A 20,268-nucleotide genomic window follows, 5' to 3' on the forward strand; every position below is an offset into this window, starting at 1 on the left:
TTAGGAATGCAGCTGAAGGCGGATTTCGGGTAAACCTGGGATTTGAAGCGGAGCCTTCGAAGTGGCTTGGCTCAACCAAGAAAAAAGTTCTCGGGCTAGCCAGAACACAGAGAGCGTCACGGCACAGACCCAGACGCCTGCCGAAAGCATGCTGAATGTCAGCGGTAGAACTTCTGCCGTCAGAATGCATAAAGCGAAAACAAAAGCTCCCCAGGCAAAAGTGCTGGTGATGACGGCGTCGCGCGGACACAATCTGCTAATGGTTAAAGCTCCCGCAGTTAGTGCGAAATACGGCGTAAACGACATTGCAATCAGAACAATGAAAGGAGTGGGTTCTAAGAACGAGCAGATCACTGTCGTTACGAAGAGGAAGAGACTGCTGGTAAAACCGGTGACAATTAGCTTGCCAAAGGCTGCTGAAGCGTCATTGAAAGGGCAGACGGCTTCCAGCTCGCTTAATCCCGTGGCGTAACTACGGGGTAGCTCGATGACCCCCAACAGAGCAATGACTGCTCCTGCAGTAGAGAGCAGATTCTGGACTGTATCCGGTGAGTGTGTCGCTTGGACTGCGATGATAATGAGAGTGGCAACTAAGAGTTGTAACAGGAAAATTCGCAGCCGGATCCACCGAGCCTGTTCTGCAAGAAAACCTAGTGTCACCACTAAATCAATCTGTCTTACGGGTATGGGGGTATTGCGAAGGGCTTGGAGTAGGGCCTCAAAGTGTTCTGGACGGGCCAATGGTCGTTGCTGTTCAAAATGATCTCTGAGGAACGTCTCGATTTCTGGGTTGTTCTTCTTCATCGGTGTGCTTCTTTCGAGTGAGGAGCTGCGTCGTTCACACTGAGAAGCTCGGCGAGCATATTCAGTGCTTGACGCCGTCGACGTGCGGCAGAGAATCGGGAAATCGACAAGACCGCTGCGGTTTCAGACATAGACAGGCCGTAGCTGTAGATCAGTTCGATAACATCGGCTAATTCTTCTGGCAGACTGTCGATGGCGAGACTGATTTCTGATGAATCTGAATTCTGAGGTAGAGAATCAGGTAGGGGGTCAGTTAGTACACGTTTGCGTGCTAAATCGATGCAAACATTGCGAGCAATGGTCATAACCAAAGCAGAATTTCTGCCAATGTTGTGCACACCTGGAGCGGCTTTGACGAGGCGTAAATAGACTTCTTGCGTTGCATCTTCGGCCTCTGCTTGCGTATAAGTGCGCCTGCGGCAATATGCGAGCACATTCGGATAGGTCTCTCGCGCAATAGCCTCGATTTGGTCGCTTGTCAGCACAACATCACCTCCTGTATCAAATAACGCAGCTGAGCAGGAAAATGAGCGCTGTTAATGCATTTTTAGGCGTGGTATGAGTCACAAACGGGGTGGCTTCCATGTACTTGGGTGAGATTGTCCAAGTAACAAGAAACCACTGATGCCACGCGCAGATTAGAAGCATCGATGCTTGCGAGGTGTTGGTGCAAACCAGATTTCCTCATTAGCCACACCAGGAGCAAGATGGACGGGTGCGCAAAGAACTCACGTCCTATCTACCAGGTGTCCTGATTAGCCTCGTCGTCGCCCTCGTCGCAGTGGCTATCAACCAGCGCTTCGCAGTCTTGTCCTCAATGGTGGTGGCGATTGTTATCGGGGTTCTACTGCGCAACACCAACCTCTTGCCCGCCCAGGCAGATGCGGGCCTGAAATTCACCGCGAAGAAGATTCTGCGGCTCGGCGTCGTCCTCCTCGGACTGCGCCTTTCGATCCCAGCCGTCCTGTTGCTGGGGTGGCAAGCCATCATGGTGATCGTGGTGACGGTTGTCAGCGTCTTTGCTGCCACGATCGCCCTGGGACGCATTATGCGGATCTCACGCGCCACCACAATCCTGACAGCAACAGGCACCGCAATCTGTGGAGCTGCAGCAGTCGCCGGAATGAGCGCCGTCATCCGGCCCGAAAACAAGTCCGATGACGTCGAGGACGCCGCCACCACCGCAATCGCTTCGGTAACAATCTTCGGCACCCTCGAAATCTTCCTTCTTCCGCTTCTCATCCAAGCTCTATGCCTGCCAACGACCCCCGCAGGAGTGTGGACGGGTGCCGCCGTGCACGAGGTCGGACAAGTCGTCGCAACCGCAGGATCCATCTCCCAACAGATCCTCGACGTTGCAGTCGTCGCCAAGCTTGGGCGTGTTGTTCTACTGGCCCCGCTGGTCGCCCTCATGGGGGTGGTGGAGTCTCGGCGCATCGACCGCAACCGCCAGACGTTCGCCAACACGACGGTCTTGATCACTGACCCCAGCGATCTCCAGACACCACAGCAGACTCGCTCCAAGACCCCGATTATTCCGCTCTTTGTTCTGGGATTCCTCGTGATGGTGTTGGTCAGAGCCTTGACCGATACGATGGTTGATCCAGCAGTTTTTGATCACTTCAACACCGCCGCCACTTTCCTACTGACCATGGCCATGTTTGCTATGGGCTCTGATGTGCGCCTGGGACGCATCCTCAAAACCGGCCTGGGAGCCTTGAGCCTCGGATTAGCGGCAGGCCTCGTATCCTTGCTTGTTTCTCTCGCAGGGGTGCTGCTTCTCCTAGCGTGAAGTGTTCTGACGAGCGCCACGCATTCACCCCTTTTGTCTGCGCTTCGTGTTCCTAGCTGCTCGAGGCCGCAGGAATTGATGGATAGGAGTGCCCTGAGCCTCGCACAGAGACTTGACAAGTCAGCTGCGGCGCAAAACCTCACGCAATTTAACCCGCGATCCCATGCGCATGACAGCGCGCGTGTAGATCACTGCACCCAACTTGACCAAGAGGGGAATAACCACCAGACACAGGGCCACGGCAATGCCTTGCTCCATCCATGAAGACACTCCGAACACCAGACGTGCCGGCATGAGGAAGATGCTCAAAGGCGGAATGTAGCTGAGGATTCGCCAAATCGAACCATTCGGGTCGCTTGCCAGCATGATTGACGCGAAGTAAGGAGCCATGGCTAGGAGCATCAGCGGCATGGTCACGTTACCGATGTCTTCTTGGCGCGAAACCAAAGCACCGGCTGCGCCAAAGAGGACCGCATAGAATGCAAAGCCCACAACCATCCAGACCAGTGCCATAACAATGACTGCATCCAGAGGAATAGCTTCAGTGGGTAAAACGCCGGTGACAGCTGCGGTGATGCCGGCAGACAATCCGATGAGCCCATAAGACACGATCACTGCGGTACCAATACCGATAACTTTTCCTGCCAGCAACGAGGTCGGGCGCACACATGCTAAAAGGATTTCAACAATACGGCTGGATTTCTCCTCAACGACCCCCATTGCGATCGCACTCCCTCCCCCCAAAATGACAATGAAGAGCAGGATGTTAATAGCCATGAGTACGATGTATCGAGCACCAAAAGCCTCATCAGCGGAGCTCGAAGGTTCGAGAGCGGTCACCTGGGGAATTGCTGTATTCAAAGCCGCGCTAAGTTCTGTGGTGGTACCACCCAAGCGAGTGAACTCTTGAGCAAGCGCACTTTCCTGCAAAGCAGCAGTCAGGCCACTGTTGACAGCTGAAGGCACGTCCTCGCACACGAGTAGTGCGACGGGAGTGGAGCCCACATTCACGAGCGCATCGATGCGGGCGGCCTCGTCCTCGGGCTCGTCGCACAGTAGCGGTGCTAACGCATCAACGTTGGCATCACTGGCGGCGATCGAAACCGGCATGCCCGATACCGTCACTTGCTTCATGTGAGACTCAATGGCAGTTGTGACCTGCGGATTCGAACCCACAATGGTCATCCGGTAGGGCTCTTGGGAGCCGCCACCAAAGATCGAGTACGCGACGATGCTTAGGACAGCCACTGCCAACATGATCATCGTGGAGATCACTGATGACTTTTTGAGCAGGTGGGTGCGAAGCTCTCGGCCTGCTACTAGTTGGATTTCTGCAGCCGCCGACATTGCGCCAGCCGTTTTGGGGCGTCGGGTAGGTGTAGAAGCCATAGTTAGTTCTCCTTCGCCTCGGTGTGAGCCGAACCGTCAGCCAAAGCATCGCGGAAAATTTCGGTCAGAGGCCGACGAACCGGGCCCAACTCTCGGACATGTCCCAGGCTTTGGGCGGCAGCGAGCAACGGCTGCTCGTCGTCCCCACCAGCCGTAATCGTCACCTGCCCCGACTCGTCAGCGGATACGTCCTCGTTCGGCAGGCCAAGTGACAGCCCTGGGGTCACGGGGGAAAGAGGATCAACCACGACTCGCCACCGAGGCTCATCCGTCGCCTGTAATTCAGCAATAGTCCCGTCAGCAACCAAGCGGCCCGCGCGAATGATGACAATGCGGTCGCACAAACGCTGGACAACATCAAGTTGATGGGAGGAGAACAGAGTCGGCACGCCAGCGCGGGCGCGATCTTCCAGCACCTCGCTCATCACGTCCACGGCCACGGGGTCGAGGCCAGAAAAAGGCTCATCCAAAATCAATAATCCTGGGTCAGACACCAGGGCTGCGGCCAGTTGGACTCGCTGTTGATTGCCCAGACTGAGTTTTTGCACATCGTCGCCGCGTCGTTCGCTAATCCCCAGACGTTGCGTCCATTCCTCGGTTGCACGCCTCGCTTGGCTGGCATTCACTCCGTGGAGTCGGGCGAGGTAGGTGAGCTGTTCGCCCACTTTCATCTTCGGATACAGGCCGCGTTCTTCAGGCATGTAGCCAATGCGGCGCCGCATCGAAGCATCCAGGGGTTTGCCTTCCCAAGAGACGCTACCGGCATCAGCTTCCAACACTCCCATGGTGATACGCATCGCTGTGGACTTGCCGGCGCCGTTGGCTCCAACGAAACCTACGATTTCGTTGCTGCCAACACTCAATGAAAGGTCAGAAAGGGCTTGGATTGAGCCGAAACTCTTCGTCAAGCCTGACATGGTGAGCATGGGTACTCCTGTCTGGTTGAAAATGTGCCGCAATTATTGCACGGGGGTTAGGCGCACCTGGGCGGATAACCCGACCGGGAATCAGGCATATGATCGATAGTTGTGACCCACCCGAACCCTGGCACTGACCAAGCTGCTTCCAATACGCCCCACGTTGCGAAACCTTCGCAGTGGCCACGAGGCCGCAGCCTCGCCCTCGTCATTATCACGGGAGTATGTGCTGGTTTTCTTTCCGGACTCTTCGGAGTTGGTGGCGGATTGGTGATAGTTCCGGCGCTCATGGCGGTGTTGGGTATGGATCAGCGCCGCGCCTCGGCAACCTCTTTGGTCGCGATTGTTTTAACCGCCGTGGTTGGTGCGATTTCCTACGCTTCGACGGGCCAGATTTCGCTCATTGCTACCGCGTTCGTCGTTGTAGGAGCGCTGGTGGGCTCTCAAATCGGAGTATGGCTGCTTCGCATACTGCCCGACAAAGTACTGCCATGGATTTTCGTTGGCTTCGCCGTTTTTGTCATTGTTTCCCAACAATTCCAAGTGCCGGTGCGCGAGGGCGCGATCAGCATTGACGTGTGGTCGTGCGCCGCCATGATCCTGGTGGGTTTGCTATCTGGAATCCTCTCGGGATTGGTTGGCGTGGGCGGAGGAGCAGTGATCGTCCCCGGGTTGGAACTGGTTGTGGGTGCGGGAGACTTGCTGGCGCGCGGCACATCCCTGCTGGCGATGATTCCCACCGCTTTGGCTGGAACCTACACGAACTTTAAGCACCGCATGGTTGATCTTTGCGTCGGCGTCTTGGTAGGCATTGGAGCAGCCGCAACCGCGCCCGTTGGAACCTGGATCGCAGGCCTCATCAGTCCCGAAACGGGCAACATCTTGTTCGCAATCTTCTTGGTCTGTGTCATTGCAAATACTTTGCGCAAAGCCAGGAAGCAGGCCAAAGTCAAGGGAAAGACCGTTTAGTCGGTGACGATTTCAAGTCCCGTCGTTGCTGCAGCCTCTTCAACACCGCCGATATTTGTCACCTGGTTAAATCCCTGATTCTTCATGAGCTCCAACGCTTGCCCAGCACGGTTTCCACTGCGGCAATACAGCGTGTAGGTGCCGTTGGGGTCCAACTGGGTGATCTGTTCTTGGAAGTCGGCCGAATTGAAGTCGATATTGATGGCGCCTTCAAGGTGACCTTGCGCGAATTCTTCCGGGGTGCGCACGTCGATGAGCGTTCCCAGTTCTTCGGCGGTCATAGACGAGGACGAGGCTGACTGCGTCGCCCCTGGGGTCGAGTCAGCGCTGGAGTTGGTGGTGCACGCTGACATCGAACCCACGATGAGGACACCGAGGGTGAGAGACGTAAAAACGCGGGTCAGTGACTTGGCCACAGTCAATCTCCAATCTGTCCAAGAGAATTGCTCTCATAGTGTGCCAGGTTGTACATGGAACGTGCACTAGAGGTGACTGCATTCGGGTTTAGTCTGGGCGGGTGCTGTTCCTGTTCGCCGGTATTTTCGTCGGCTTCCTCATGCCCTTGCAGACCGCGATCAACTCGCGGCTGCGCGCCGCCGTGACATCTCCAATCTTTGCCTCTCTCATCAGCTTTACCGTAGGCACGGTCGCTCTGATCCTGGTGGTGAGTATCAATCCGGGTGATCCACTGGGGATCATTTCTATCGCCTCTTCGATTCCCTGGTGGCAGTGGCTGGGCGGTGTTATGGGATTGATCTTCCTGACGACGAATATTTTGATCTTCCCACGCTTGGGCGGAGTTGAAACAGCGATTTGGCCTGTTCTTGGAGAGATCCTGGCCTCTGTGGTGATCGACCACTTCGGGTGGCTTGAGGTTACTGAGCGTCCAGTGAATCTGTTGCGCGGTATCGGTTTAATCTTTGTTATTGCCGGAGTTCTAGCGGCGACGGTCCTCAAAGATCTTCGCAATCGTCCCGCATACGCTCCGGCAGTGGTGGGCGAGCAGGGGCTGAGCCGGTGGCTCTGGCGTTTCGCTGGACTCTTTGCCGGCGCCTGTTCTGGTACGCAAGGCGCGGTAAACGGCGCCCTGGGGCGGACGGTTGGTACGCCCGTGCAGGCCGCCCTCGTATCTTTCGTGGTTGGCACGGCCGGCCTGGTGGTGCTGGTGGCTTTGCTGCGTCAATTCCCGGTGCGTACCGCCGCCTGGAACGATCACCCCAAGTGGATGTGGATCGGTGGGCTATTGGGAGCGGTCTTTGTCTTCACCATGGCAGCCCTGGTGCCGCGCATTGGTACGGGACCGGCAATGGTTGCGGCTTTAACTGGGCAGACAGCCGGGTCAATCTGCGTCGATCACTTCGGGTGGCTCGAGGCGCCTCACAAACGGGTTGTACCCGTACAGCTGGTCGGTCTTGGCGTCATGCTTGCGGGTGTCTTGGCCGTGCAACTTGGATGAATGGGGGCTGCTGCGGTCCAACTTCACCAACAAGAACGGTCCAACTTTGGCATTGGGCCTAAGTTTTCATCGAAAAATAGCCGAAGTATTCCCGTCGTGATGTGTAGGTATCCGAACCAGAAGAAGCGCCGGACAGACCCGTTGGAGACATTCTTTGGCACGGCAAGACTGACAACTGAGCGATAGCGTCGCTTGAAATCGACGACATCACGCACCGACAGAATCTGGCACAACGCGACACAAATACGACTAGTTATGCGTCTACAAAGGCTCTCGCTATGGAAGAATTGTCCGCCTTCGTAGCGAAGGGGAAGACGACATCCTATAACCAGATCACGACGGTTTCCGCGCAGGAAGTCATTCGCGTGGTCATGGCCTATGCCTTTGACAGGGCGCGTTTGAAGTATGGCTATAAGGTGCTTCGAGGTGCGGACTTTGATCGCCGTGGCGCAGTGGATGACGAGCTACGCACCCAGCGATTCGATACGCTGAAGACGAAGCTGCCGGACGTTCTGGATGTGCACAGCTGGCACGAGTTCCTGAAGGCGATTATGAACGCTGGCTATCTCTTTGGGGATTTGATTCTTTCAAGCAACGCAATCTTTTACAGCTATGCCTTCTACCTGACCGCAAAACATCGGTTCCACGCATCCTACAACGAAAATATGCATCTGACTTCGCTGTGGTTCTTCTATGCGTCACTGATCTCTTTGTATACGGGCTCTTTCGAATCAACCGTCGAGGGGCATCTGAACAGCATAAAGGGACTTAGCTCGTTGGAAGAATACAAGCAGTTCATCCTGTCCAGAGTAAACGAGCGCCCGACGAACGACTACTTCGACATTACGCTGCTTGGCTCAGAGGGGCTTGCGGTTTCTGGCAGGGGCAACAATGCGTGGAACGCCTACGTGGCATCTCTGAACATCATGGATGCGAAGATTCTGTTCTCGAAGAGCAATCTGCTGGTGTCAAAGCTCTTCGAGCCGGGGACGGACGGCAATAGAAAATCCCTCGAAAAGCATCATCTGTTCCCGAAGGCATATCTCAAATCGCTGGGATACTCCGACTCGAAGATAAACCAGATGCCGAACTACGCCTTCATCGATTGGAAAGACAACATGGACATCCTCGACGATGCGCCCTCTGTCTACTATCTGATTGTCTGCGAAGGCAAATCTGAGGCAGAGATCCTTCGCATGGAGTAGGAAAACGCGCTGCCGCACGGCTGGAAGAATATGTCTTACGAAGATTTCCTTGTCGAGCGCAGGAAGCTGATGGCAGCAAAAATCAAAGCAGCCTTCGAGCATCTGAAGAAGAACGTCGGCTAAGGGGCTTTGAGTAGAGAGGTTTTAATGAATGGGTGCAACGAATTACACGAAGAAAATCATCGATGACTACTGCGTTCTGGACACGGAGACCACGGGGCTCTCGGCGTATTACGACGAAGTCATCGAAATCGGGATACTGCGAGTCCGGGGCGGTGCTGTGGTGGATCAGTACGCTCAGCTGATTCATCCCGAGTACCTGATTGACGGTTTCATTACTGCACTGACCGGTATTACGAACGAGATGGTAGCCGGAATGCCGTCAATTGCCGAAGTGAAGGACGCTGTCCTCTCGTTCGTCGGCGACGACATCATCGTCGGCCACAATACGTCGTTCGACATCCGTTTTCTCAATGCGGGCTTCGCTGAAGAGATAGAGAACGAGTACATGGACACGATGCAGTTTGCCCGTAAGGTGTATCCGGAATTAGGGCATCATCGTCTTTCCGACTTGGCGGAACACCTCGGCCTATCCAACAATGAGCACAGATCGATTGCGGACTGCATAACGACGCAGGAGCTATACGAGACCATCAAGAAAACGATGGCCGAGAAGAATCTAAGAATCGAGGATCTGTGGGGCGGACATAAAGGCGGAGGCCACTCTAAAGGAATCGACATCAGCGCCATTACGCCGACCACGGTGGAAATCAACGAGGACAGCTTCTTCTATGACCGACACGTTGTTTTCACCGGCAAGCTGGAAAAGATGGTCAGGAAGGATGCCATGCAGATCGTTGTCAATCTGGGCGGCATCTTGGACAACAGCGTCACGAAGAAGACCAACTACCTGATTCTTGGGAACAACGACTATAACGCCATTCTTCATGGCGAGAAGTCCTCGAAGCACAAGAAGGCGGAGCAACTCAAGCTGGAGGGCAACGACATAGAGATCATCGACGAGTTCACTTTCTACGACATCTTGAGCGATGAGGGTGTGTGACGAGCAGGTCTGAACCTTTTAACGATTCGATACTTTTTAACGATTTAAGAAAGGGGTGTCTCTATTGAGCACAGCAATCTCAAGAGCATATGATTACCGTGCCGAACGGCACCCTTATTCGCGTGCGCCGAAACGCGGAAAAGCTCAGAAACCACGCGGTTTGCGGGCTAATGGCACATGCTCGGCTTGTATCAAAGATTGGAACTTGTTAGACCCGTGCGCGGGGTCGGGCGCGCTGCTGTTGAAGTTCGCGAAGGTGCTGGGCAAGGACAATGTTGACGGGTTCTACGGTCAGGAGAGCAACCTGACGACGTACAACCTGTGCAGGATCAACATGTTCCTCCATGACGTGAACTTCGCGGACTTCGATATCGCCCACGGCGACACGCTGCTGGAACCGGCGTATTGGGATGACGAGCCCTTTGACGAGATCGTATCGAACCCGCCGTATTCGACGAAGTGGGTGGGTAAGGATGATCCGGCGCTCGTCAATGATCCGCGTTTTGCGCCTGCGGGTGCGCTGGCACCGAAGTCGAAGGCGGATCTGGCTTTCACCATGCACATGCTGCATTGGCTGGCAGTGGATGGGGTGGCGGCGATCGTTGAGTTCCCGGGCGTTCTGTATCGAGGCGCGGCGGAGGGGAAGATCCGACAGTACCTGGTGGACAACAACTACGTGGATGCGGTGATCCAGTTGCCGCCGGACCTCTTCTTTGGGACCACGATCGCGACGTGCATCATAGTGTTGAAGAAGTCGAAGACGGATAACAAGGTGATGTTCGTTGATGCGTCGGCCCAGTTCGTGCGTGAGGGGAATAAGAACAAGCTGGCACCCGAGCATCAGCAGATGATCGTCGACGCGGTGATGACTCGCCAGGAGAACCAGTACATGACGGCTTTGGTTGATGCCGAGGCGATTGCGGCCAACGGGTACAACTTGTCGGTGTCTAGTTATGTCGAGGCCGAGGACACCCGCGAGGCCGTCGATATCGTTGCATTGAACGAAGGAAATCCGAGGGATCGTCGCTCGGCAGCAGATCCTGCGCGAGCAGATTGACGCCATCGTCGACGACCTGCGCAGCGAATTCACGCCCGGCGGCGTCATCGAGTCGGAAGAGCAGAAGAAGAGATTCGTTGAACTCTTCGGCTCGCTCATGCGCTTGCGCAACATCCTCACCTCCTTCGGACGAGTTCGCCTCCGACGACGTCATCCAAGACGGAGAGTTCCAGGACTACCGCTCCGTGTACGTCGACCTCTACCACGAGATGCGCCCGAACGCGCAAGCCGAACGCGAGAACATCAACGACGACCTGGTCTTCGAGATCGAACTGGTCAAACAAGTCGAAGTCAACGTCGACTACATCCTCATGCTCGTCGAAGAACGCCGGGCAGAACGCGGCGACGGCGACGACAAGGAGATTCCCGTCGACATCCGCCGTGCCGTCGATTCCAGCCCCTCCTTGTACAACAAGCGCGACCTGATCTTCGACTTCGTCGATGCCGTGTCACTGAACGGCAATGTCACCGCCGAATGGAAGGAGTTCATCAGCCGTCGGCGCATCGAAGAACTCAAACACCTCATTGCCGCCGAGAACCTCAAAGAGGTGGAAGCTCAGTCCTTCGCCAGCGACGCCCTGAGAATGGGCTACGTCTCGGAAGAAGGAACGGCGATCACTCGGATTCTTCCTCCTCTGTCACGCTTCGCTAAGACCGGAGGAGCAGCTCGAGCGCAGAAGAAACAACGAATCATCGAAGCACTGCGAACCTGGGTTGACCGATTCGGCGGCCTCGGCATCGCCAGCGACGACCTTGACGATGAGCAGCTCCGCGGCCCTTACGCCCTGAGAAGGTCCCGATAGATGTGATCGTCGGCGTCCGAGAACACGTTGAAAACGACGCGCATCTCGGTGCCGCGGGCATCGAGCCACTCGCGAACAGTAGTGACTGCGACGCGCGCCGCGGCATCCTGGGGATATCCGAACACCCCGGTGCTGATGCAGCAGAAGGCAATCGAATCCAGGCCTCTGTCCAACGCGATGTCCAGGCAACTCGTATAGCACGAGGCCAAGAGGCGACGGTGCTGCTGCGTGGGCCGCCCGTTCGCGATCGGCCCGACCGTGTGAATGACATGCCCGGCGGGCAGGTTGTACGCGGGCGTGATCTTCGCCGTGCCCGTCGGCTCGTCATGCTCCTGCTCATCCATGATGCGCGCGCATTCGGCTCGCAACTGAACGCCCGCGAACGTATGAATCGCATTGTCAATGCACGCATGCCCCGGCGCCCAACAGCCGAGCATCCGGCTATTCGCCGCGTTGACGATCCCATCAACCGCCAGCGTCGTGATGTCACCCCGCCACACGGACAAACGCGGATCGATGCCGCTGGGACGCGCATCCTCCAACGAGGCGATCCCCGCCCGCGCGATCAACCCCTGCAGCAACTCATCCTGCATGGCCAGCCACGAGGCGCCAGTCGGGCCGGGGGCGCGCGTATTGACCAGGGCTCGGAAAGTCCCCCAGAGCGCATCCGCGCTCATGGAGTCCAGCGGCTCAATGCCCCGCTCGGCGCACAAGCCTGCGACCAGAGCGTGCAGCAGCGTCTCCTGGCGGCTCGCATCCATGTCAGTGCTCCTTCCCGGCCAACGCCAGAACCTCGTCGAGGACGACATTGAGGTCGCCATCGATCAGAATGGACCGCTCGCCGATCTTCGCGGGCGCATACGCATCGCCCAGATTGGCGCACACATACGAAGCCTCGGGATTCGCATACACCGCACGCCAGAACGGGTACTTGATGATGCCCGGAGTATTCATTCCCACGCCCAATTCCATGTAGATGACCCGCCCACCCCGATGCGCCTCAGTGAAACGCCGGTAACGGGCGGCGGCCTCGTGCCACCCGGCATCCTCGACGAACGTGGAATCCGTGCGCAGATTCATCGACATCGGCCCCGAGCACACTGGACACCTGGGCACCAACTCCTCCGGCACCTCCATCAGCACACCCCCGTCGGGCACCGTCACATCGCCCCCGGCGCTGATCTGCACACCCTGGGCCTCGATCATCCGACGCACGGAATCGTAATTGTGGTACGTCCTCAGGCGGCACGGCTCGCTGCACTGCCACAACCCGTAATCGCCCTGCGTGTAGAACAGTCGCTCCTTGGCGAAACCAGCCGACTGGAACTGGTGATCGACATTGGTGGTCAGGACGAAATAGTCTTTGCCGTCCACCAACCGCAACAGCTTTGCGTAAGTGTCCTCGGGCGGCTGGATGTACCGGTTGCACCAGATGTGGCGGCTCCAGTACGCCCAGCGCTCCTGCGGCGAGGGGAACGGGAAGAAGCCCGCCGAGTACATGTCGCGCAGCCTGTATTTCCCGATGAAATCCGGGAAGAGACGTTCGAAGCGCTCCCCGGAGTAGGTCAGCCCCGCAGCGGTCGACAGCCCTGCGCCGGCACCCACGACCACCGCATCGGCAGCCTCCAACTCATCGACGAGGTCGCCGAGCGACGCGCTGCAATCCTTCTCTCGCATGGTTGTCCTCCACTCTGTGCCACGATCATCGTCGCGCCTTCGGCTGCACGTCACGAAACTGGTCGGAGACCCGATTTCAGAACTTGCCGTTGTCGTTGCGGCGGGCCGATTCCGAAGCGATGGTCTCCATGACATCCCAGTGCTCCGCGATCCTGCTGTTCTCCACCCGCCATAGGTCGTAGTAGCTGGTGGGAACTCCGCCGAAGGTTCCCTCGGAAACGGCTAACACCATGTCACCCTGGGCGAGCACCATGTGCACGGTGTCGTAGACCATCGCGATGCCCTGCTCGGCCATGGCGGCCAGCGCTCCGCCCAAACCCGACAGGCCATCGGCGATATCCGTGTTGTGCTGGATGTAGACGTCGCCGTCGAAGTAGCCGGGGGTCTTCTCCGGATGCTGGTTCTGCATGACATCAGCGAGGAAGTCCCGCACGACCTGACGGTTGGCCTCGGTCAGATCCAGATCCCGGGCCTGGGTCTGGCCGTCGATCTGGGAGCGGCCCGACGGGTTGGGCGAGGTGGCCAGCGGGGCGAGGTTGTCCCAGTGCTCGCAAATCAGGCCGTTCTCATCGAAGCGGAAGATGTCGAAGGCCACCTGCTCGCCGGCGCCTGCGAAGTTGTAGACGGTCTGCAAGAACACCTTGTCGCCGTCCTCGTACGCGCGGATGTTCTTCACGGTGGTCGGGACGGGGGCACAGGCAAGGGATTCCACGGCTCCGACGAAAGCGTCTCGCCCGGTGCCGTATGCCAGGTTGTGCTGGATGTATCCCTCGGCCAGGAGAGAGGCGGCCTTGGCTGAATCGCCGGTGGCGAAGGTCTGGATCAGGGCCTGGGCTGTGGTGATCTGCATAGACATCGTGTGGTTCCTCTTCGTTGTGCGGCGAGGCGCCGCTCTTGGTGTTCCGACAATGGGAAGTATTCAAGAAGTGGTACCGTTTGGGAAGTAGGCACTATAAAGTCATGTAGGTACCTAAAAGTAACTTATGCTGAATCCGGCCAATCCCATACGAAAGGAACCGAGAAAATGGCATCGCCAATACTCGAGGACCTGCCCGCGTGCCCCGTTGAAACCACCCTCACCCTGATCCGCAGCAAATGGCAGATCCTCATCTTGCGCGACCTGTTCGCCAACGGCACCCTGCGCTTCAAAGAACTCCAACGATCAATCGGGAAAGTCTCGCAGAAAGTGCTGACGGAGAACCTGCGGGCGATGGAGGACTACGGCCTGGTCCACCGTCAGGTCTACGCCGAAGTGCCGCCGCGCGTCGAGTACTCGCTGACTGACCTGGGCAAAACCCTCCAACCCGTTATCGACGCGATGTGGGCATGGGGGGAGGGCTACAAGGAACGGCTGCGCTCAGGAATCGACGAATCCGCCGAGGCCCTCACCGCACCAACAACCACACCGTCATGACGATGCCGCCCACCGCGATGAGCCAGCGCAGCATCGCCTCGGAGAAGAACTTCTGAACATACGGACCCGCGTACCCGCCGATCAACGACCCCACGCCGATGATAATCGCCACGTGCCAATCCACCTGCCCCTGAATGACGAACAGCACCGACGCCCCCAGATTCGCCAGCGCCAGCAGGGGAGTCTTGACGATGACGGCCTCATGCGTGGTGAACTCCCCGCCCAACGTGCATACCGCCACGAACAGCACGCCCACACCCGCACCGAAATACCCGCCGTACACGGTGACGACGGCGAGCAGTCCGTAGAACAACGTCCGCTTCATCGGACGCCCGCCGCTGAGCTTGGTGAACCACGGGTCGAAAAGCACCGTCAACGCGCCCGTGAGCACCAGCCACGGGGCCACGGCCTCGAACACGGACGGATCCATCACCAGAACCAGCAGGCCGCCCAGGGCCCCGCCCAACGTGGACAACATCGAAAGCCACCCCATGGGATAGGCCGTGATCCGCTTGAGGTCCTTCCACGCCGCGATCGTCGACCCTAGGCCTCCACCGAGCAGCCCGACGGTGTTCGATGTGTTCGCCAGCACCGGCGGAATGCCCAGGGCGATGAGCGCCGGATACGACACCAGGGACGCCAAGCCCGCCAAGTAGGACAGCAGCCCCGCGCCGATGGCGGCGGCCAGCAAGAAAGCGTCGTTGATCACCCACCCGAGCTTATCGGTCCAGTCGGCTCCGACGAGCGCACTCCACACAATTTTTCCGCTGGTTTTCACCATAAAATGAGTCCCCGCCCTCAACGAGGAGGGCGGGGACTTTCACCGCTGACCGGACCGTAGCCCGAACCGTTACAGCGTCACAGACTCGCGATCACTTCGCGGCCGACGGGCGCGTCATGTCCATCGGAACAACCCAAGCGTCGAACTCTTCGTCGGTGACGTAGCCCAGCTCCAGAGCAGACTCGCGCAGCGACAGCCCCTTCTTGTGGGCGTTCTTCGCGATCTTCGAAGCCTTGTCGTAGCCGATGTGACGGTTCAGAGCGGTCACCTGCATGAGGTTCGTATCCAGGTTGTGCTGAATCTTCTCCAGGTTCGGCTCAATGCCGTACGCACAGTTCGTATCGAAGGACACGCAGGCATCGCCGAGCAGCTGGATCGATTCCAGCACGCACCACGCCATAACGGGCTTGAACACGTTGAGCTGGAAGTTACCTTGCGAGCCAGCAAAGCCGACGGTCGCGTCGTTGCCGAAGACCTTGGTGGCCACCATCGTCATCGCCTCACACTGGGTCGGGTTGACCTTGCCAGGCATGATGGATGAGCCGGGCTCATTCTCAGGGATGATGAGTTCGCCGATGCCGTTACGCGGACCGGATGCGTACCAGCGCACGTCGTTGGCGATCTTCATCAGGGCATCGCCCAGCACGCGCAGCGCGCCAGAGACGAGGACGAGGGCGTCGTGAGCTCCCAGAGCGGCGAAGAGGTTGTCGGCCTGGGTGAACTCGATACCGGTCTCTTCGGAGATCTTCTTGGCGGTCAGCACACCGAAGTCGGGGTGGGCGTTCAAACCCGTACCAACAGCGGTGCCACCGATGGCTAGCTCGCGCGCACGTGAATCGGCGTAGCGGATACCGTCGAGGGCAAAATCAATTTGAGCGACCCAACCGGAGAACACCTGGCCCAAGGTGATGGGGGTGGCGTCCTGGAGGTGGGTACGGCCAACCATGACGATGTCAGCGAATTCCTTGGCCTTCTTGTCGAAGGTGTCGCGCAGCTGCATAACGCGCGGGTACATGCGCTGCAGTTCGTCGACGACGGCGATGTGCATAGCTGTGGGGAAAGTGTCGTTGGAGGACTGGCCGCGGTTGACGTGGTCATTGGGGTGAACGGGGCTCTTTGAACCCATTTCGCCGCCAGCCATTTCGATGGCGCGGTTAGAGATCACTTCGTTGGAGTTCATGTTCGACTGTGTGCCAGAACCGGTCTGGAACACGACCAGCGGGAAGTGTTCATCAAGCTCGCCCGAGATCACCTCGTCGCCGGCCTTTGCGATCAGGTCGGCGATGTCCTGGGGGAGTTCGCCCAGTTCGGCGTTGGCCAATGCAGCGGACTTCTTGAGGACGCCCATCGCCTTAATGAGGGGACGGGTGAGAACGAAGGTCTCACGTCCAATATCGAAGTTGTGCAGGGACCGCTCAGTTTGAGCTCCCCAGTAACGGTCGGAGGCAACCTCGACGGTTCCCATGGAGTCGGATTCGGTACGGGTGTTCTGTGCCACTAGGGGCTCCTTCGCATAGGCAACGTACGCGTCCAAGCCTACCGGTTAGAGCCGCTGATAGCGGGGCCACTCGTCCTATTGCGCGAGGGTGTCAGCTGGCTTTCGACCAATACGACGCAAGCCAGGGTGGAACCAACTAATGGAACAGGACAAAACCAGCAAAGCCAGGGCGAGCAACAGGGGAGACAACGGCTGCCATCCGTACAACGCCGTTGCCGTGACAGGCGCAAAAATCCAAGTGACAGCACCGGTTGAGTTGACGACACCGGCAACGCCGCCTTGTTCTGCTGGGGTCACAGCTAGGGAAGCACCAGCCGTAAAGCCAGGGCTTGCTAGCCCGTTTGCGATGCCCATACTGAATGCGGCAATAGCCATGAAGGTGAGGGAATGGGAAAAGGTCAGCAGAGTCAAGGCTCCAACACCGATAGTCATACCCGCGCGCAGTAGGCGAAGTGGCTTCCAACCCAGGCGCGGAACCACGACAAGCTGCATGAGCATGGCACCGGCCGCTGTAGCTAACAGCATGAGAGCGGTGGGCGACACGGCTTGTTCTGGCGTTAATCCTCCCCGGTCTTGGACCAGGAAACCGGCGGTGATTTGAAGAACCCCAGACGCAAAGAAGAAACCGAAGATCCCACAGATCCACGGCAGCAGTCTTTGGTCGCGCCATGACACCTTTGGGGGCAAAGGAGCATCCTGCGATTCGTTGCCGGTGGAGTCGTCAGTAATGGCCGGGCTGCCCGTGGAGACCTTGGTGGAATGGGCAAGGGGCTGGATGGAACGAACCTGTAGTTCGCCGTCGCGCGGAATCCATATGGCCGCGATGATCAAAGCAATGACAATGAACCACGGGGTTGCGTGGACTGGGCCGTAAATCCACCAGCTTCCCAAGGCTGATGACACGAGCGACCCGATCATGATTGACAGATTGATAGCCCCAGAAAAGGCCGACATGCCTTTGACTCGCGACTCCTCATCAGGAGTGACCTCAGCGACTAAAGCCTGACCCGTGGGCGGGATAGCGGCGACCGCAGAACCAAAGAATGGGCCCCGAGCGAGCATAACGGCTGCTCCTGCGCCAACAGCTCCAAGCATGCCTGCGGCACGCAGCCCCACAGCAGCAGAAAATAAGGATCCGGCAATGAAAGCCAGAACCAAGGCCCACAGCAGCACCTTGCGTCGACCCCACGAGATCGACCGACGCCCCCAGAACTGGCTGAGTAGAGTCACCGCCACGGCAGCCAGCGAAACCGCCGCGCCCACGATCCATTCTTTCAATTCCAACGCCCGTGCCAATGGCCCAATGGATACATTGAGCATGTTCTGAGCGGTGTAGGTGAAAAGAGCAATCGCCAGAAGGGCGCGCAGGGTTGGATGAGCCAAGATGGGGGAGCGGGACATGAGCGCCATCCTAGCGGGAGGCTACCCGCCTCCTCGCATGCCTCCCCTTGATGTGATTCCGGCAGTCTTTGTGCGCCTTGGGTTTTTAGTGACAAAGCGTCGCAACACTTTGGGCTCTAAAGGCGTAAGTTCTGTCCTGGAAACAGAAGAAAGTAAAGGGAGGAAAAGTGAAGATCCTGGCAGTGCACTCCAGCAGGTTCGGCCACACCGCTGCCATCGTCGGCAGGGTTGGGGAAGTCCTGCGCGCATCAGGTCACGACGTCGAAATCCGCCCGATTGACGCCATCCGAAAGCTCGACGACGAGGTCGACGCCGTCCTCGTTGGGGCATCTGTGCGTTACGGCTTCTTCTCCCCGAAAGTCTGGTCTTTCGCCAAAAAGAATGCTGCTCGGCTCAACGCCATGACCACAGGATTTATCGGCGTGAACCTGGCGGCTGCAAAACCTGAAAAGAAGCAACCTCAGGACAACGCATACGCCAGGCGATTCCTAGAAGGAACCCCGTGGCACCCCACCACCGTCAGACTTTTTGCTGGTGAACTCGACTTCCGCCTCTATAACCGGGCGGATTCCGCCATGCTCAAGCCGATTCTGAAGGCCTCAGGTAAACCTTGGGGGCCCGATGTGCACATTGATTACACGGATTGGGAAGAGGTTGAAGAATTCGCTGTCGAATTCACACGTCTGCTCAAATGAAGCGATCCGAGCGCTTCACCCAGTAGTCGACTCTCCATTTGCAGTCTCCTGATAGGGGCTGCCAATCGGCATCAGACCGCGACGGATCAATCATCCATACCGTTTCGTCAATGATCGGTGCGCGAACAACCTCTTGGGGTGCCAGTGTGGTCGCAAGATCCAGGTCCAAACGAGTGACAACGAGTTCATCGACCAAGCTCATCGTCTGTTCGTAGAGCTGAGCGCCTCCAGTAATCCAGATGGTTTGGGCACCGCTTTGAGCTGCCGTCGATCGAGCAAGAGACAGGGCCTCATCCAACGAGGCGACCGCGAGGGCACCCTCGGCCTCGTATTCCCGATTGCTTGTCACCACGATATTTGTCCGCCCGGGTAGGGCGCCCCCCAAGGCCTCCCAGGAACGCCGCCCCATAATGATGGGACAACCCATGGTCGAGGCTTTGAAATGCTTGAAATCTTCTGGAACTCGCCACAACATCCCCGTGCCACTGCCCAGAATGCGAGTGCGATCCTGAGCCCAAATTGATGCCAGACGCACGCTCATACCGCCACCGGAGCCTTGATCGTTGGATGATGCTCATAGCCTTCGATCACCACGTCGTCGAAGGTGTAGTCAAACATTGACGCAGCCTTGTTCAACTTCAAAGTGGGGAAGGGGTAAGGATCGCGCGACAGCTGCTGGGCAACCTGTTCCACATGGTTGGAATAGATGTGGCAATCGCCGCCGGTCCACACGAAGTCACCAACTTCTAGGCCCGCTTGTTGGGCGAACATATGGGTGAGCAGCGAATATGAGGCAATGTTGAAGGGAACGCCCAAAAACATGTCAGCACTGCGCTGATACAGCTGCAAACTCAAACGACCGTCGGCAACGTAGAGCTGGAAGAAGGCATGGCAGGGCTCCAAAGCCATCTGCTCCAAATCCCCAACATTCCAGGCCGAGACGATCATGCGGCGCGAATCAGGGTTGGTTTTCAAAGTCTCTAACACCTGAGAAATCTGATCGATCTGACGTCCATCCCCAGCGTTCCATTTGCGCCACTGCACACCATAAACGGGGCCGAGTTCGCCGTCCTCATCAGCCCACTCATTCCAAATGCGGATCTTATTGTCTTGAAGCCACTTGACGTTCGAATCTCCAGACAGGAACCACAAAAGTTCGCCGACCACTGACTTCACATGCACACGCTTGGTCGTAATCAAAGGGAAACCCTTCGACAAGTCGTAGCGCAACTGGCCACCAAACAACGAGGTCGTGCCCGTACCCGTTCGATCCGTTTTCAGCGCGCCTTCGGTGGTGATGCGGGCGAGCAGGTCCTCATACTGACGGTCAACGGGTGCAATGCTCAT

Annotated in this window: 21 protein-coding genes and 1 pseudogene; 9 read left to right on the forward strand and 13 right to left on the reverse strand. The window is 57.6% G+C overall.

The features are described 5' to 3' along the window. Positions 1 to 804 carry a hypothetical protein gene (locus G439_RS0108640; protein ID WP_022868787.1) on the reverse strand — a complete coding sequence of 268 codons (804 nt, stop codon included), beginning with the start codon at positions 802 to 804 and terminating at the stop codon, positions 1 to 3. Next, on the reverse strand, positions 801 to 1,289 hold the full coding sequence (locus tag G439_RS11705) for an RNA polymerase sigma factor (protein WP_022868788.1): 489 nt from the start codon (positions 1,287 to 1,289) through the stop codon (positions 801 to 803). Before G439_RS11705 ends, G439_RS0108640 begins: the two co-directional genes overlap by 4 nt. A gap of 230 nt (positions 1,290 to 1,519) precedes the next feature. Between G439_RS11705 and G439_RS0108650 the strand changes: the two genes are divergently transcribed. Beyond that, positions 1,520 to 2,596: a YeiH family protein gene (locus G439_RS0108650; protein WP_022868789.1), complete on the forward strand. Its 1,077-nt coding sequence runs from the start codon at positions 1,520 to 1,522 to the stop codon at positions 2,594 to 2,596. Between the two features lie 120 nt (positions 2,597 to 2,716). On the opposite strand, the gene G439_RS0108655 is transcribed toward G439_RS0108650, so the two are convergent. Together G439_RS0108655 and G439_RS0108660 are read right to left on the reverse strand one after the other, a co-directional pair. Beyond that, positions 2,717 to 3,985: an ABC transporter permease gene (locus tag G439_RS0108655; protein WP_022868790.1), complete on the reverse strand. Its 1,269-nt coding sequence runs from the start codon at positions 3,983 to 3,985 to the stop codon at positions 2,717 to 2,719. 2 nt (positions 3,986 to 3,987) lie between these two features. Then, a complete protein-coding gene (locus G439_RS0108660) occupies positions 3,988 to 4,911 on the reverse strand; it encodes an ABC transporter ATP-binding protein (RefSeq protein ID WP_022868791.1) in 924 nt (307 codons plus the stop codon). Positions 4,912 to 5,013: 102 nt separating this feature from the next. Between G439_RS0108660 and G439_RS11710 the strand changes: the two genes are divergently transcribed. Further along, on the forward strand, positions 5,014 to 5,871 hold the full coding sequence (locus G439_RS11710) for a sulfite exporter TauE/SafE family protein (protein ID WP_022868792.1): 858 nt from the start codon (positions 5,014 to 5,016) through the stop codon (positions 5,869 to 5,871). Here the strand turns inward: G439_RS11710 and G439_RS11715 are convergent. Next, positions 5,868 to 6,287, reverse strand: coding sequence for a rhodanese-like domain-containing protein (locus G439_RS11715; RefSeq protein ID WP_022868793.1), 420 nt, complete (start codon positions 6,285 to 6,287; stop codon positions 5,868 to 5,870). The genes G439_RS11710 and G439_RS11715 overlap by 4 nt on opposite strands. A 101-nt stretch (positions 6,288 to 6,388) precedes the next feature. On the opposite strand from G439_RS11715, the gene G439_RS0108675 reads away from it, so the two are divergent. The 5 genes and pseudogenes from G439_RS0108675 to G439_RS12425 all read left to right on the forward strand — a co-directional run bounded on the left by G439_RS0108675 (position 6,389) and on the right by G439_RS12425 (position 11,455). Beyond that, positions 6,389 to 7,327 carry a DMT family transporter gene (locus G439_RS0108675; protein WP_022868794.1) on the forward strand — a complete coding sequence of 313 codons (939 nt, stop codon included), beginning with the start codon at positions 6,389 to 6,391 and terminating at the stop codon, positions 7,325 to 7,327. Positions 7,328 to 7,605: 278 nt separating this feature from the next. Continuing rightward, positions 7,606 to 8,532 carry a hypothetical protein gene (locus G439_RS0108680; protein WP_022868795.1) on the forward strand — a complete coding sequence of 309 codons (927 nt, stop codon included), beginning with the start codon at positions 7,606 to 7,608 and terminating at the stop codon, positions 8,530 to 8,532. Positions 8,533 to 8,683: 151 nt separating this feature from the next. After that, complete coding sequence (locus G439_RS0108690) at positions 8,684 to 9,595, forward strand: exonuclease domain-containing protein (protein WP_022868797.1); 912 nt, start codon at positions 8,684 to 8,686, stop codon at positions 9,593 to 9,595. A gap of 211 nt (positions 9,596 to 9,806) precedes the next feature. Next, positions 9,807 to 10,680: pseudogene (locus G439_RS11720) on the forward strand (type I restriction-modification system subunit M); the annotation flags it as partial. 49 nt (positions 10,681 to 10,729) lie between these two features. Beyond that, positions 10,730 to 11,455: a type I restriction endonuclease subunit R, EcoR124 family gene (locus G439_RS12425; RefSeq protein WP_131333602.1), complete on the forward strand. Its 726-nt coding sequence runs from the start codon at positions 10,730 to 10,732 to the stop codon at positions 11,453 to 11,455. Here G439_RS12425 and G439_RS0108700 read toward each other — a convergent pair. The 3 genes from G439_RS0108700 to G439_RS0108710 form a co-directional block, all read right to left on the reverse strand. Further along, the gene (locus G439_RS0108700) at positions 11,431 to 12,216 is read right to left on the reverse strand and encodes a protein-ADP-ribose hydrolase (protein WP_022868798.1); all 786 of its coding nucleotides are present in this window, start codon (positions 12,214 to 12,216) and stop codon (positions 11,431 to 11,433) included. The genes G439_RS12425 and G439_RS0108700 overlap by 25 nt on opposite strands. Before the next feature lies 1 nt (position 12,217). Then, positions 12,218 to 13,132 (reverse strand): SIR2 family NAD-dependent protein deacylase, encoded by a 915-nt coding sequence (locus G439_RS0108705; RefSeq protein WP_022868799.1) that lies wholly within the window; start codon positions 13,130 to 13,132, stop codon positions 12,218 to 12,220. 76 nt (positions 13,133 to 13,208) lie between these two features. Continuing rightward, on the reverse strand, positions 13,209 to 13,988 hold the full coding sequence (locus G439_RS0108710; protein WP_022868800.1) for a nuclear transport factor 2 family protein: 780 nt from the start codon (positions 13,986 to 13,988) through the stop codon (positions 13,209 to 13,211). Between the two features lie 168 nt (positions 13,989 to 14,156). Here G439_RS0108710 and G439_RS11725 point away from each other — a divergent pair, with 168 nt between their 5' ends. Then, positions 14,157 to 14,546: a winged helix-turn-helix transcriptional regulator gene (locus G439_RS11725; RefSeq protein WP_022868801.1), complete on the forward strand. Its 390-nt coding sequence runs from the start codon at positions 14,157 to 14,159 to the stop codon at positions 14,544 to 14,546. Here the strand turns inward: G439_RS11725 and G439_RS0108720 are convergent. The 3 genes from G439_RS0108720 to G439_RS0108730 all read right to left on the reverse strand — a co-directional run bounded on the left by G439_RS0108720 (position 14,518) and on the right by G439_RS0108730 (position 18,226). Next, positions 14,518 to 15,327, reverse strand: coding sequence for a sulfite exporter TauE/SafE family protein (locus tag G439_RS0108720; RefSeq protein ID WP_022868802.1), 810 nt, complete (start codon positions 15,325 to 15,327; stop codon positions 14,518 to 14,520). The genes G439_RS11725 and G439_RS0108720 overlap by 29 nt on opposite strands. A 91-nt stretch (positions 15,328 to 15,418) precedes the next feature. Beyond that, positions 15,419 to 16,825, reverse strand: coding sequence for a class II fumarate hydratase (gene fumC / locus G439_RS0108725; protein WP_022868803.1), 1,407 nt, complete (start codon positions 16,823 to 16,825; stop codon positions 15,419 to 15,421). A gap of 75 nt (positions 16,826 to 16,900) precedes the next feature. Next, positions 16,901 to 18,226, reverse strand: a complete 1,326-nt coding sequence (locus G439_RS0108730; RefSeq protein ID WP_026459563.1) for an MFS transporter — start codon at positions 18,224 to 18,226, stop codon at positions 16,901 to 16,903. 167 nt (positions 18,227 to 18,393) lie between these two features. Between G439_RS0108730 and hemG the strand changes: the two genes are divergently transcribed. Next, positions 18,394 to 18,921 carry a menaquinone-dependent protoporphyrinogen IX dehydrogenase gene (gene hemG, locus G439_RS0108735; protein WP_022868805.1) on the forward strand — a complete coding sequence of 176 codons (528 nt, stop codon included), beginning with the start codon at positions 18,394 to 18,396 and terminating at the stop codon, positions 18,919 to 18,921. Here the strand turns inward: hemG and G439_RS0108740 are convergent. Then, complete coding sequence (locus tag G439_RS0108740) at positions 18,914 to 19,462, reverse strand: dihydrofolate reductase (RefSeq protein WP_022868806.1); 549 nt, start codon at positions 19,460 to 19,462, stop codon at positions 18,914 to 18,916. The two genes, hemG and G439_RS0108740, sit on opposite strands and share 8 nt — an antisense overlap. Continuing rightward, on the reverse strand, positions 19,459 to 20,262 hold the full coding sequence (locus G439_RS0108745; RefSeq protein WP_026459564.1) for a thymidylate synthase: 804 nt from the start codon (positions 20,260 to 20,262) through the stop codon (positions 19,459 to 19,461). The genes G439_RS0108740 and G439_RS0108745 overlap by 4 nt, the downstream gene beginning before the upstream one ends. Positions 20,263 to 20,268: the final 6 nt, after the last annotated feature.

This window comes from Schaalia vaccimaxillae DSM 15804 (assembly GCF_000420425.1).
GTDB lineage: Bacteria > Actinomycetota > Actinomycetes > Actinomycetales > Actinomycetaceae > Pauljensenia > Pauljensenia vaccimaxillae.

Bases quoted from the DNA above. Each gene is read 5' to 3' on its own strand.
- G439_RS0108690 (WP_022868797.1), top strand. From the start codon at position 8,684: ATGGGTGCAACGAATTACACGAAGAAAATCATCGATGACTACTGCGTT.
- G439_RS0108710 (WP_022868800.1), bottom strand. From the start codon at position 13,988: ATGTCTATGCAGATCACCACAGCCCAGGCCCTGATCCAGACCTTCGCC.
- G439_RS0108705 (WP_022868799.1), bottom strand. From the start codon at position 13,132: ATGCGAGAGAAGGATTGCAGCGCGTCGCTCGGCGACCTCGTCGATGAG.
- G439_RS0108700 (WP_022868798.1), bottom strand. From the start codon at position 12,216: ATGGATGCGAGCCGCCAGGAGACGCTGCTGCACGCTCTGGTCGCAGGC.
- G439_RS0108740 (WP_022868806.1), bottom strand. From the start codon at position 19,462: ATGAGCGTGCGTCTGGCATCAATTTGGGCTCAGGATCGCACTCGCATT.
- G439_RS0108655 (WP_022868790.1), bottom strand. From the start codon at position 3,985: ATGGCTTCTACACCTACCCGACGCCCCAAAACGGCTGGCGCAATGTCG.
- G439_RS0108680 (WP_022868795.1), top strand. From the start codon at position 7,606: ATGGAAGAATTGTCCGCCTTCGTAGCGAAGGGGAAGACGACATCCTAT.
- G439_RS0108730 (WP_026459563.1), bottom strand. From the start codon at position 18,226: ATGTCCCGCTCCCCCATCTTGGCTCATCCAACCCTGCGCGCCCTTCTG.
- G439_RS0108660 (WP_022868791.1), bottom strand. From the start codon at position 4,911: ATGCTCACCATGTCAGGCTTGACGAAGAGTTTCGGCTCAATCCAAGCC.
- G439_RS0108720 (WP_022868802.1), bottom strand. From the start codon at position 15,327: ATGGTGAAAACCAGCGGAAAAATTGTGTGGAGTGCGCTCGTCGGAGCC.
- G439_RS11725 (WP_022868801.1), top strand. From the start codon at position 14,157: ATGGCATCGCCAATACTCGAGGACCTGCCCGCGTGCCCCGTTGAAACC.
- G439_RS0108640 (WP_022868787.1), bottom strand. From the start codon at position 804: ATGAAGAAGAACAACCCAGAAATCGAGACGTTCCTCAGAGATCATTTT.